Raw genomic sequence first — 12,156 nt, 5'->3', positions numbered from 1 at the left:
CCGAACACAGCACTTATATTTTGCGCAGCGGGATACCACCCGGCCTGCTTCGGACCTTTCGTGAACATGATTTAAATTGTTATATTTTACTGTGCGGCTGTTCCCATTCCATTTAAGATTTCCTGGGCCTGGTGGTAGACCTGGCGGATGAGGTCAGCGTTAGCTGGGTCCTGGGCTACATTGTAGACCAGCATATACTGAAAAAAGATAAAAAAGCTCAACAGAATGCAGAAGATTCCGATGACAAATCCGGCAATTCCGGCACCGGTGAAATGGCGGTCTCTGCGGGAAAGCCATGCACTGAGAGCCGCTGCGGATCCGAGTATGATCTGTACTGGCGGGTAGAACCAGCTGAAGATTCCGAAGATGCCGAGAAAGAGACTAGTTCGCGCGAGTCTATTCGGGGCGGGGCGTTTTGCTCCGATGTTCTGTTCCATATAAATTCCTCCGTAAGTATCCATGAAAATGTCATGTTTCATCATAACACGAAAATAAAAAAGCCTCAAGGGAGAATACCGAACAGCTTGCGCGGCATCTGGTTATGGATTATAATGGGGAATACAGCTTAAAGAATGACAAAAGGAGTTTTACAGTTAATGGATATTTTTAAAATATTGCAGGATGAGCTGCAGATTGGATATAAACAGGTGGAGGCAGCGGTCCGGCTGATCGATGAGGGAAATACCATTCCGTTCATTGCCCGTTACCGGAAAGAGGCAACCGGCTCCCTGAACGATGAGGTACTCCGCAACCTGGACGAGCGTCTGCGCTATCTGCGCAATCTGGAGGAAAAGAAAAACCAGGTGCTTTCCACCATCCGGGATCAGGAAAAGCTGACGCCGGAGCTGGAAAAACAGATCCAGGAGGCTATGACCATGGTAGCGCTGGAGGATCTGTACCGTCCATACCGTCCGAAGCGCCGCACCCGTGCCATGATCGCAAAGGAGCGCGGACTGGAACCGCTTGCGGAGCTGATCCTGAACCAGCAGGCAAAGGAGCCGTTAGAGCAGCTTGCGGAGCGCTATGTCTCTGAAGCAAACGAGGTACCGGCAGTGGCAGATGCCATGGCCGGGGCAAAGGATATTATCGCGGAGCGCATTTCTGACCGGGCAGATTACCGTACTTATATCCGGAATGCCACCATGGAACAGGGAATGATCCGTTCCCAGGCAAAGGATGAAAAAGCAGAGTCTGTTTACGAGATGTACTACCAGTACGAGGAGCCGGTGAAGAAATGTGCCGGTCACCGTGTGCTGGCATTAAACCGCGGTGAAAAAGAAAAGGTGCTGACCGTGAAGGCAGAGGCGCCGGAAGAAAACATCCTGCATTATCTGGAAAAGCAGGTTATTACCCTGGACAATCCGTATACCACGCCGGTTTTAAAGGAAGTTGTGGCAGACAGTTACCGCCGTCTGATCGCTCCGGCCATTGAGCGTGAAATTCGCAGTTCTCTGACCGAGACCGCGGAGGCTGGTGCCATCAAGGTATTTGGCAAGAACTTAAAACAGCTTCTGATGCAGCCGCCGGTGGCAGGCCGTGTGGTGCTGGGCTGGGATCCGGCATTCCGTACTGGCTGCAAGCTGGCTGTGGTGGACGCAACCGGAAAGGTACTGGACACTACGGTCATTTTCCCGACCGCACCACAGAATAAGGTAGAAGAGTCTAAAAAGGTTGTGAAAGACCTGATCAGAAAGTATAACATTTCCCTGATTTCCCTGGGCAACGGAACTGCGTCCCGGGAATCTGAGATGATTATTGTGGATCTTATTAAGGAAATTCCGCAGCAGGTACAGTATGTCATTGTCAATGAGGCCGGAGCTTCCGTGTATTCCGCAAGTAAGCTGGCTACGGAAGAATTTCCGAACTTTGATGTGGGACAGCGAAGTGCAGCTTCTATCGCAAGAAGACTGCAGGATCCGTTAGCAGAGCTGGTCAAGATTGATCCGAAGTCCATCGGTGTAGGCCAGTACCAGCATGACATGAACCAGAAGAACTTAAGCGAGACCCTGCAGGGTGTTGTGGAGGACTGTGTAAACCGTGTCGGCGTGGACTTAAATACCGCGTCGGCTTCCCTGCTTGAGTATATTTCCGGTGTATCTAAGGCCATTGCGAAGAATATTGTGGCATACCGGGAAGAACATGGCATGTTTACAAACCGCAGACAGCTTTTAAAGGTCGCAAAGCTCGGACCGAAGGCCTTTGAACAGTGTGCCGGCTTCATGCGTATCAACGGCGGTGACAATCCGCTCGACATGACTTCGGTCCATCCGGAAAGCTACGCAGCAGTAGAGGCGCTTCTGAAGAAACTGGGCTGCCAGCCGGAAGACATTGCGGCAGGCGGCTTAAAGGAGCTTGGCAGGAAAGTACGTGGCTGCAAAGGACTGGCAGAAGAGCTTGGTCTTGGTGAGATTACCTTAAAAGATATCGTAAAAGAGCTGGAAAAACCGGCCAGAGACCCGCGTGAGGAGATGCCAAAGCCCATCCTGCGCACGGATGTCCTGGAGATGAAGGATCTTACTCCTGGCATGGTATTAAAGGGAACGGTCCGCAATGTCATTGACTTTGGCGCGTTTGTAGATATCGGTGTGCATCAGGACGGACTGGTTCACATTTCCCAGATGACGGACCGCTACATCAAACATCCGCTGGAAGCAGTCAGTGTCGGTGATATCGTAGAGGTGAAGGTGTTAAGTGTAGATCTGAACAAGAAGCGCATTGCCCTGACCATGAAACTGTAAAAATAAGAAATTCACCCGGTGGCAGTATGGCCGTCGGTGTGAAAATGAATTTGGAAAGGAGAGCTAAGTATCAATGGCAAATGAGACCAACGAGGTCAATGTGACTGGCGGGTCTGTCCGTACCGGCAAAACGGTGGATGTGACCCTGCGCATTACGGCAAAGGATCTGTGGATGTTTTCCATGTATCATGCCAATGCCGGATTTATGGGAATGTTCAACCTGATCTTTTCCCTGGCGGCTTTGTATCTTCTGATCTTTCGGTGGAGTACTACTACGGTGCCATACCGGTGTCTGCTTGTGGTCTGCGCGCTGATCTTTACGGTGTGGCAGCCTTTCCTTCTCTGGAACAAGGCCAGAAAACAGGCAAAGCGCCCGGCGGTGAAGAATCCCATGCGCCTGATCTTTGATGATGAGAAACTGACTGTGAGCCAGGAAGAAAATTCAGCAGATTTCACCTGGGAACAGATGGGACGGCTGGACGCAAAATCATCCATGTACATTCTTTACATGGACCGGGTGCATGCCTACCTGATTCCGAAAGAAACCCTGGGTGAACAGGAAGAGACGTTCCGGGAACTGGTGACGGCGCATCTTCCGAAAGAAAGACGGAGGAAAATCTGATGGAGAAAATAAGCAACAGTCCCGAGGAGACTTATGCGCTCGGAAAACTTCTGGGTGGGCAGTCAAAACCTGGTCAGGTGTACTGTCTGGACGGGGACCTTGGTGTGGGAAAAACCATCTTTACCCAGGGGTTTGCAGCCGGGCTTGGCATTGACGAGCCGGTGAACAGCCCGACCTTTACCATTGTACAGCAGTACGACAGCGGACGGCTTCCCCTGTACCACTTTGATGTATACCGCATCGGTGATGTGAGTGAGATGGATGAAATCGGCTATGAGGACTGCTTTTACGGAGAGGGCGTCTGCCTGATCGAATGGTCCCAGCTCATTCCGGAGATTCTTCCGGACGAGGTGATCCGCATCCGTATTGAAAAAGATCTGGAACAGGGATTTGATTACCGTAAGATAACGGTGGAGGGATTAGAATGAAGATACTTGGAATAGAGAGCGCGTCGCTGGTGGCTTCTGTGGCTGTAGTGACGGACGGTCTGGTAACAGCAGAGTATACGGTGGATTTTAAAAAGACGCATTCCCAGACGCTGCTTCCCATGATTGATGAGGTGACCCGCATGCTGGAACTGGATCTGCACGAGGTAGATGCCATTGCGGTATCCGGTGGTCCTGGCTCCTATACAGGCCTGCGTATCGGCTCTGCAACAGCAAAGGGCCTGGGCCTGGCATTGGAAAAGCCGCTGGTGCACGTACCGACCATGGATGCCATGGCATACAATTTATATGGAACCTCTGCCCTCATCTGCCCCATCATGGACGCGAGAAGAGGACAGGTTTATACGGGACTCTATCATTATGAAGAGAATTTTGCGGTCGTAAAGCCTCAGTGCGGCATGGATATCCATGAGCTGATTCAGGAACTGAACGCGCGCGGCGAGCGTGTCATCTTTTTAGGGGATGGCGTATCGGTGAATGAGAAGATTATCCGCGAAGAGATGACCGCGCTGTTCTCCTTTGCCCCAGCCCAGGCGAACCGTCAGCGTGGTGCCAGCGTGGCAGCTCTTGGAAGCGTGTACTTTGCGGAGGGAAAAACTGTCTCTGCGATGGACCATGCACCGGATTATCTGCGAAAAGCACAGGCAGAACGGGAACTGGAAGAGGCAAAACGCCAGGGTAAGACGGACGAGCTGGCAGCAGGACATAGCGTTGGAACAGGAGACACACAGTGATCCGCCGCATGGAGGAGCGGGATCTTCCGCTCATAGCAGAGCTGGAGAAGCTCTGCTTTTCAGAAAGCTGGTCCTATTCCATTCTGGAATCCGGAATCCACAGCCCGTATGATGTGTATTATGTATTTGAGCAGGCGGAAAATATTCTCGGCTACTGCAATCTGCGGGTGCTGGCCGGTGAGGGGGAGGTGCAGCGCATTGCCGTGCATCCGTCCTGCCGCCGCCTGGGACTGGGCAGAAAAATGATGGATGCCATGGTAGAGTATGCTATCCGGGAAGGTGCTTACGCCATCAGCTTGGAGGTGCGCGAAGGCAACCTCGCGGCCCGGAAGCTGTATGAATCCTATGGTTTTACGGCAGAGGCAGTGCGGAAAGCCTACTATCACAACCCGACCGAGGATGCCCTCATCATGTGGAAACGGGATCTGCCGGAAAGAATTACCACTTAAAATCGCGAATATTTCTGTTTATAATGTAGGGGATGCGGTGTCGGTGCCGTGTCCCCTGTTTTTGCAAAATGACAAAGAAAATCTGGTGCTGCAGCAGGTGAAATATGCGAAAAAGAAAAGGCGAGGAATCAACATGAGAAAATATCAGGAAAATGGAATGCTGGAGTCTGTTGTCTGCAATGGCTGCGGAAAGAAACTGGTGGTAGAGCGCGGAATCCTCCGGGAGGGGGGATTTGCCGTGAATTATCCGTGGGATTATTTTTCGGAAAAAGATGGAGAAATCCATCATTGGGATCTGTGCGAGGACTGCTATGACAGTCTGATCCATCAGTTTGTGATTGCCCCGGAAATCGAGGAAGCGGTTGAATTCATGTAAACGCTATGCTATGATATCAGCATCAAATGAAATGAGGTTAATCGATTTATGTTAGATATCTGTTTACTGGGAACCGGCGGAATGATGCCGCTTCCGTATCGCTGGCTGACTGCGATGATGGCGCGTTGCGATGGCAGCAGCCTTCTGATCGACTGCGGGGAAGGAACGCAGGTGGCGCTGAAAGAAAAAGGATGGAGCCCGAAGCCCATTGATGTGATCTGCTTTACTCACTACCATGCGGACCACATCAGCGGACTTCCAGGGCTTCTTCTCACGATGGGCAACGCAGAGCGGACGGAACCCGTAACACTGATCGGGCCGAAGGGGCTGGAGCGTGTGGTGAACGCGCTGCGCACCATTGCGCCGGAACTCCCATTCCAGTTAAAATTCATTGAGCTGGAGGAAAACAGACATCAGTTTCATATCGGGCCTTACGTGATTGATGCCTACCGGGTAAACCACAATGTCGCCTGCTATGGTTATTCCATCTCCATTCCGCGGGCAGGCCGTTTCGATGTGGAGCGGGCCAAAGCCCAGAATGTGCCGATGAAGGCCTGGAGCCGTCTGCAGAAGGGCGAGACCCTGGAGCTTGACGGTGTGACCTATACACCGGATATGGTGCTGGGACCGGACCGTAAGGGACTGAAGGTCACCTACTGTACCGATACCAGGCCGGTTCCGGTCATTGCGGAGTATGCTGAACACGCGGATCTGTTTATCTGCGAAGGCATGTACGGCGAAGATGGCAAAGAGGCGAAGGCCAGAGAGTATAAGCACATGACCATGTATGAAGCAGCAAATCTGGCGAAGAAGGCGCAGCCTGCCGAAATGTGGCTGACCCATTACAGCCCGTCCTTAAACCGGCCGGACGAGTTTATTGATAAAGTACGGGAAATCTTTCCGGGAGCAAAGACGGCGCGGGACGGCTGGACCCGTGAGCTGACCTTTGATGAGGAGTAAGACAAATGATGGATACAGATAAGAACATAACAGAAGAAACGGAAAAGAAGGATACACTGATTCTTGCTATTGAGAGTTCCTGCGATGAGACGGCAGCTTCCGTGGTGAAAAACGGACGTGAAGTGCTTTCCAACGTGATTTCGTCCCAGATCGCCCTGCATACCCAGTTCGGCGGGGTGGTCCCGGAAATCGCTTCCAGAAAGCACATTGAGAAGATCAATCAGGTGGTGACCCAGGCGTTAGAAGACGCAAAAGTGACGCTGGCAGATGTGGATGCCATCGGCGTGACCTATGGCCCAGGTCTGGTAGGTGCCCTGTTAGTTGGTGTGGCTGAGGCAAAAGCCATTGCTTTTGCGGCGAAAAAGCCGCTGGTGGGCGTACATCATATTGAGGGCCATGTGTCTGCGAACTTTCTTGAAAATCCGGATCTGGAGCCGCCCTTTGTGTGCCTGATCGTGTCCGGCGGACATACCCATCTGGTTATTGTGAAGGACTACGGCGAATTTGAAATTATCGGCCGTACCCGCGATGACGCGGCTGGTGAAGCATTCGATAAAGTGGCCCGCGCGGTGGGCCTCGGCTACCCGGGTGGACCAAAGGTGGACAAGACTGCAAAAGAAGGCAATCCCCACGCCATCGAGTTCCCGCGGGCGAAGGTGGAGGGCTCCCCTTACGATTTTAGCTTCAGTGGCCTGAAGTCTGCTGTGCTGAACTATATCAACAAAGCTCATATGACCGGCGAAGAGATTAACGTACCGGATCTGGTTGCGTCTTTCCAGAATGCAGTGGTGGAGGCCCTGGTGAGCCGTGCGATTCTGGCGGCGAAGGAATACGGTTATGACAAGCTGGCCATTGCCGGCGGTGTGGCATCCAACTCTGCCCTCCGTGCAGCCATGCAGGAGGCCTGTGACGAGGCTCACATCCGGTTCTATCATCCGTCTCCAATCTTCTGCACGGATAACGCGGCCATGATCGGCTGTGCGGCTTACTATGAGTATAAGAAGGGAACGCGCCATGGCTGGGACTTAAATGCGGTTCCGAATTTAAAGCTTGGCGAGCGATAACATAAAATAGAAACAGGATCGAGAAAGAAGAACTATTATGATTGATACATTTCGGATCGGCGCGGTCATCCTGGCAGGCGGCCGGGGCAGCAGGATGCACAGTACCATTCAAAAACAGTACATGCTTTTAAATGGCAGGCCGCTGATTTCGTACGCACTGGAAGCCTTTGAACAAAGCTGCGCGGATGAGCTGGTGCTTGTGACCGGTGCCGGAGAAGAATCCTATGTGAGAGAGGAAATCCTGCCTGTCCTGGGTCTTACCAAGCTGCGCGCTATTGTGACCGGAGGAAAAGAACGCTATCATTCGGTGTATGAAGGACTGAAAGCACTGCAGCAGTGTGATTATGTGCTGATCCATGACGGTGCAAGGCCCCTTGTGACGGAAGAGATCATTTCCCGTGCGGCACAGGCTGCTGTTTCGGATGAAGCCTGTGTGGTGGGGATGCCGGTGAAAGATACCATCAAGGTAGCAGACGCAGGTGGCTTTGCGGAGTCCACGCCGGACCGTTCCCGGCTGTGGCAGGTACAGACTCCGCAGGCATTTTCCTATCCCCTGGTACGCGGTGCTTATGACCGGTTGATGGCAGATGAGACACAGCAGAAGGGCATCACGGATGATGCCATGGTGGTAGAGCATTTAAGCGGCACAAAGGTGCGCCTGGTGGAGGGGAGCTACGAAAACTTAAAGGTAACCACACCGGAGGATCTGGTACTGGCAGAGGCGTTATTAAAAAAACGCATGAATCCGCGGGTTGCCGTGTAAACTTTATTTTACAAAGTACAGGAACTCTGGTATGTCACAAAGCAATTGACATTTTCTATAAAACTGGATACAATAATAAAACAGACAGTTCGTTTGTACCATCCTGTCTATAAATAAAACCAGGGCTAAAGATTGCAGGACCATTTTAAGAAACAAGGGCAGACTCTGGCATGGGTCTGCCTTTTTTGTTTTATAAAGCAATTCAAGTTTATCTATAAATCTTTTTCTGGTTTTATTACCCAAATAAAAATACAAGTTCAGAGAGGAAAATCAAATATGTACCAGTTGAAAACGGTTGCAGATTTTGATTCGGCACATTTTCTTTCGGGATATCAGGGGAAATGCGCCAATATCCACGGTCACAGATGGCATGTGGAGATAGAAATTCAGGCGGAACATCTGGAAATGCAAGGCCAGATGAGGGGAATGCTCGTTGATTTTGGAGAGCTTAAGCGGGATCTGAAAAAGCTGGCGGATGAGTTGGATCATACGCTGATTTATGAAAGCGGGACACTCAGGGAAAAGACGGTTGAGGCACTTCTGGAAGAAGGCTTTCGGCTGACCAAAGTAGACTTCCGGCCGACTGCGGAGAATTTTTCCAGGTATTTCTTTGACAGGATGTGCGAATCCGGATATCCAGTATCCTGCGCAACGGTTTACGAGACTCCGAATAACTGCGCCATCTATCGCAGGACTCAGTAAAAGCATAGGCTCAGATAACGTGAAGGTAAGAAAATACGGAAAAGGAAATAGCAACGATGGAAAATCAGAAGAGCGCTCCTGTTTATCAGGTTGTGGAAAAATTTGTCAGTATCAATGGAGAGGGCCGGCGCGCAGGGGAGCTTGCAGTATTTATCCGGATGAAGGGGTGCAATCTTCATTGCAGCTACTGTGATACCTATTGGGCAAATGAGTCAGATTGCGAGAGCACAGAGATGACTGCAGACGAGATCATTTCTTATATTGAAGAGAGCAGGATCAGAAATATAACGCTGACTGGAGGGGAACCACTTCTGCGTGAGGGAATGACACAGTTGATTCGTGCGATTTTGCAGGATCCGCAGCGGCGTGTAGAGATTGAGACAAACGGAAGCATTGATCTCACACCTTACTGCAATCTTGAAAGAAGGCCGTCATTTACGATGGATTATAAGATGCCGGAGAGTGGGATGGAGCACGCGATGCTTCTGGCTAACATGGAAAAATTGTCGGATGAAGATACTGTGAAATTTGTGGTCAGCAGCCGGTCGGATATGGAGCGAGCTGTCGAGATCATAGAGAAATATCGCCTGCGGGAGCGGACCGCAGTTTATCTCAGTCCGGTATTTGGCAGGATCGAGCCAGTGGAAATGGTGGATTTTCTGATGGAGAAAAAACTCAATGATGTGAAGCTTCAGCTTCAGCTGCACAAGATCATCTGGGACCCGCAAAAACGCGGGGTATAGAAGGAACAGGAAGCGGATAACGAGATGAAGAATGAGAAAATGAGACAGGAACAGACTGGTTCCGTGTGCAAAACCGCGCAGAATAATCTGAGAAAGATTGATACAGAGGCCATCAGACTGCATATTCGGGGAATTCTCCAGGCCCTTGGTGATGACCCGGATCGAGAGGGACTCAAAGAGACGCCGGAGCGTGTCGCAAAAATGTATGAGGAAGTTTTTGAAGGAATGTGCTATTCCAATCAGGAGATTGCCGATATGTTCCGGAAAAATTTTGTTCAGGACAGTACAGAGAATTCGCAGGATATGGTGCTTGTGAAAAATATTGAGATTTTCAGCTATTGCGAACATCATCTTGCGTTGATGTATGACATGAAAGTCAGCGTCGCCTATATTCCGAGGGGAAATGTTCTTGGCCTGAGTAAAATCGCGAGGATTGCAGATATGGTTGGAAAACGTCTCCAGCTTCAGGAGCGGATTGGCAGTGATATCGCGGAGATCATGGAGCTGGTGACAGATTCTCACGATGTGGCGGTGATGATTGAGGGCTGTCACAGCTGTATGACGGCTCGCGGGATCAGGAAGAGCAATGCGGTTACGACAACAACGACACTTCGTGGACGATTCAAGACGGATCCAATGCTGCAGATGAATCTGTTTCAGCAGCTTCATGCAGGCCGATAAAACACAGAAAACAAAAAAGAAGGAATTGAATAATGGAAAAAAATAAAGAGATAAAAAAAGCCATGGTATTATCGAGCGGTGGCGTGGATTCTACAACCTGTCTTGGAATGGCAGTTGAAAAATACGGGAAAGATCAGGTGATCGCGCTGTCAATTTCTTACGGACAGAAACATCAGAAGGAGATAGAGGCATCCAGAAAGGTGGCAGAGTACTATGGGGTTGAGCATTTGTATCTGGACCTTGCTCCTATTTTTCAGTACAGCAATTGTTCGCTCCTGAAACATTCAGACAGCGAGATTCCGCATGAAAGCTATGCAAAACAGCTGGAGAAAACAAATGGGATACCGGTATCGACTTATGTTCCGTTCCGAAATGGCCTTTTTCTCTCATCGGCAGCAAGTATTGCACTCTCAAAAGGCTGCAGTGTGATCTACTACGGTGCCCATGCAGATGATTCGGCGGGAAATGCATATCCGGATTGCAGCCGTGTTTTTCACGAGGCGATGAATCAGGCAATTTATGAGGGAAGTGGGAAACAGCTCCGGATCGAGGCACCGTTTGTCAGCTGGACAAAGGCCCAGGTTGTCAGGAAAGGCCTGGAACTGAATGTGCCTTATGAGATGACCTGGAGCTGCTATGAAGGCGGAAGTATGCCATGCGGAGTTTGCGGAACTTGCGTGGACCGCATGGAAGCGTTTCGGCTGAATGGAGTGGAAGATCCGCTAAATACGATCAGATATGGAGGAAAAAGAAAATGAGCAGAGAAGCAGAGCTTGAAAAAGAGGGCATCAGCCTGTTGGGAAATCAGAATGTGAAGTATCCGGATCAGTATGCTCCGGAGATTCTGGAAACATTTTTAAATAAGCATCCGGAAAATGATTATTTTGTAAAATTCAATTGTCCGGAGTTTACGAGTCTTTGTCCGATCACCGGACAGCCGGATTTTGCAACGATCACAATATCCTATGTTCCGGGAGAAAGAATGGTGGAGAGCAAGTCTCTGAAGCTCTATCTGTTCAGTTTCAGAAATCATGGTGATTTCCACGAGGATTGTGTAAATGTTATTATGAAAGATCTAATCCGTCTGATGGACCCGAAATATATCGAGGTCTGGGGCAAATTCACTCCGCGTGGCGGTATTTCCATTGATCCGTATTGCAATTATGGAAAGCCTGGAACACGCTGGGAGACAGTTGCATGGCAAAGACTGTCACAGCACGATATGTATCCGGAAAAGGTGGACAACCGCTGATCTGGATAAAAGTAAGGGGCAGCCATCGCCGGGATGGTTGTGGTTTTTTAACCTGCGGACCATGCTTAGCGCTGCGCTGCCATTTGCTTGTTGCGATAGAAATAAAAAAATGTAAAAAATGTAAAAAACAGGGTTGACATCAGAAATGAACTGTGCTAAAATTCATCAATGTCGCGTGTGACGAACGAAAAGCTTCGAAACATACGATGAAAAACTTCAAAAAAGTTCTTGACAAAAACGAAAAGCTTTGATAAAATAGCAGAGCACGTTTGAGGAGAGATATCGAAGTGGTCATAACGAGGCGGTCTTGAAAACCGTTTGTCCGCAAGGGCGCGTGGGTTCGAATCCCACTCTCTCCGTTGGACAAGCAAAAGGCTTGCCGATGACAATATAATATTTACTGATGTTCAGGCATCGGGACTTTGCAGAAGTACCCAAGAGGCTGAAGGGACACCCCTGGAAAGGGTGCAGGTCGTTAATAGCGGCGCGAGGGTTCAAATCCCTCCTTCTGCGCTTCGTCTTGAAAAAAGATGAAAAAAGTTGTTGACAAAGCGAAAACAACGTGATAAGATATTGGACGTTGCTGCTGAGAACAGCAACAACATGAACCTTGAAAATGAAAGATT

General features: G+C 50.0%; 15 protein-coding genes and 2 tRNA genes. 16 read left to right on the top strand and 1 reads right to left on the bottom strand.

Going from position 1 to position 12,156, the window contains the following annotated elements; genetic code table 11:
- Window positions 1–86 precede the first annotated feature (86 nt).
- Window positions 87–437 carry a hypothetical protein gene (locus DWY84_RS16565; protein ID WP_147354314.1) on the bottom strand — a complete coding sequence of 117 codons (351 nt, stop codon included), beginning with the start codon at window positions 435–437 and terminating at the stop codon, window positions 87–89.
- 159 nt (window positions 438–596) lie between these two features.
- Here DWY84_RS16565 and DWY84_RS16560 point away from each other — a divergent pair, with 159 nt between their 5' ends.
- From DWY84_RS16560 to DWY84_RS16485, 16 genes are all read left to right on the top strand, one after another.
- The gene (locus DWY84_RS16560; RefSeq protein WP_118534398.1) at window positions 597–2,738 is read left to right on the top strand and encodes a Tex family protein; all 2,142 of its coding nucleotides are present in this window, start codon (window positions 597–599) and stop codon (window positions 2,736–2,738) included.
- Between the two features lie 73 nt (window positions 2,739–2,811).
- The gene (locus DWY84_RS16555; RefSeq protein ID WP_118534397.1) at window positions 2,812–3,360 is read left to right on the top strand and encodes a YcxB family protein; all 549 of its coding nucleotides are present in this window, start codon (window positions 2,812–2,814) and stop codon (window positions 3,358–3,360) included.
- Window positions 3,360–3,788 carry a tRNA (adenosine(37)-N6)-threonylcarbamoyltransferase complex ATPase subunit type 1 TsaE gene (gene tsaE / locus DWY84_RS16550; RefSeq protein WP_118534396.1) on the top strand — a complete coding sequence of 143 codons (429 nt, stop codon included), beginning with the start codon at window positions 3,360–3,362 and terminating at the stop codon, window positions 3,786–3,788. Before DWY84_RS16555 ends, tsaE begins: the two co-directional genes overlap by 1 nt.
- Window positions 3,785–4,540 (top strand): tRNA (adenosine(37)-N6)-threonylcarbamoyltransferase complex dimerization subunit type 1 TsaB, encoded by a 756-nt coding sequence (gene tsaB / locus DWY84_RS16545; protein WP_118534395.1) that lies wholly within the window; start codon window positions 3,785–3,787, stop codon window positions 4,538–4,540. Before tsaE ends, tsaB begins: the two co-directional genes overlap by 4 nt.
- On the top strand, window positions 4,537–4,989 hold the full coding sequence (rimI, locus tag DWY84_RS16540; protein ID WP_347560823.1) for a ribosomal protein S18-alanine N-acetyltransferase: 453 nt from the start codon (window positions 4,537–4,539) through the stop codon (window positions 4,987–4,989). Before tsaB ends, rimI begins: the two co-directional genes overlap by 4 nt.
- 133 nt (window positions 4,990–5,122) lie before the next feature.
- Window positions 5,123–5,365 carry a hypothetical protein gene (locus tag DWY84_RS16535; protein WP_118534402.1) on the top strand — a complete coding sequence of 81 codons (243 nt, stop codon included), beginning with the start codon at window positions 5,123–5,125 and terminating at the stop codon, window positions 5,363–5,365.
- A gap of 48 nt (window positions 5,366–5,413) precedes the next feature.
- Complete coding sequence (locus tag DWY84_RS16530) at window positions 5,414–6,325, top strand: ribonuclease Z (RefSeq protein ID WP_118534394.1); 912 nt, start codon at window positions 5,414–5,416, stop codon at window positions 6,323–6,325.
- Window positions 6,326–6,333: 8 nt separating this feature from the next.
- A complete protein-coding gene (gene tsaD, locus DWY84_RS16525) occupies window positions 6,334–7,389 on the top strand; it encodes a tRNA (adenosine(37)-N6)-threonylcarbamoyltransferase complex transferase subunit TsaD (protein ID WP_118534401.1) in 1,056 nt (351 codons plus the stop codon).
- A 37-nt stretch (window positions 7,390–7,426) separates the two neighbouring features.
- Window positions 7,427–8,152, top strand: coding sequence for a 2-C-methyl-D-erythritol 4-phosphate cytidylyltransferase (ispD, locus tag DWY84_RS16520; RefSeq protein ID WP_118534393.1), 726 nt, complete (start codon window positions 7,427–7,429; stop codon window positions 8,150–8,152).
- A gap of 276 nt (window positions 8,153–8,428) precedes the next feature.
- Complete coding sequence (gene queD, locus DWY84_RS16515) at window positions 8,429–8,854, top strand: 6-carboxytetrahydropterin synthase QueD (protein ID WP_118534392.1); 426 nt, start codon at window positions 8,429–8,431, stop codon at window positions 8,852–8,854.
- Between the two features lie 56 nt (window positions 8,855–8,910).
- The gene (queE, locus tag DWY84_RS16510; RefSeq protein WP_118534391.1) at window positions 8,911–9,597 is read left to right on the top strand and encodes a putative 7-carboxy-7-deazaguanine synthase QueE; all 687 of its coding nucleotides are present in this window, start codon (window positions 8,911–8,913) and stop codon (window positions 9,595–9,597) included.
- Between the two features lie 39 nt (window positions 9,598–9,636).
- Complete coding sequence (gene folE / locus DWY84_RS16505; protein WP_118534400.1) at window positions 9,637–10,278, top strand: GTP cyclohydrolase I FolE; 642 nt, start codon at window positions 9,637–9,639, stop codon at window positions 10,276–10,278.
- A gap of 32 nt (window positions 10,279–10,310) precedes the next feature.
- Window positions 10,311–11,036, top strand: a complete 726-nt coding sequence (queC, locus tag DWY84_RS16500; RefSeq protein WP_118534390.1) for a 7-cyano-7-deazaguanine synthase QueC — start codon at window positions 10,311–10,313, stop codon at window positions 11,034–11,036.
- Window positions 11,033–11,530: a preQ(1) synthase gene (queF, locus tag DWY84_RS16495; protein ID WP_118534389.1), complete on the top strand. Its 498-nt coding sequence runs from the start codon at window positions 11,033–11,035 to the stop codon at window positions 11,528–11,530. The genes queC and queF overlap by 4 nt, the downstream gene beginning before the upstream one ends.
- Before the next feature lie 273 nt (window positions 11,531–11,803).
- Window positions 11,804–11,889, top strand: a tRNA-Ser gene (locus tag DWY84_RS16490).
- A gap of 65 nt (window positions 11,890–11,954) precedes the next feature.
- Window positions 11,955–12,043: transfer RNA gene (locus DWY84_RS16485), tRNA-Ser, on the top strand.
- Window positions 12,044–12,156 lie beyond the last annotated feature (113 nt).

Origin of the sequence: Clostridium sp. AF27-2AA (genome assembly GCF_003478505.1) — a bacterium.
In the GTDB taxonomy this organism is placed as follows: Bacteria; Bacillota; Clostridia; order Lachnospirales; family Lachnospiraceae; genus Brotaphodocola.
Note: the sequence above shows the minus strand (reverse complement) of the source record. Positions and strands in the feature narration are given on the sequence as shown.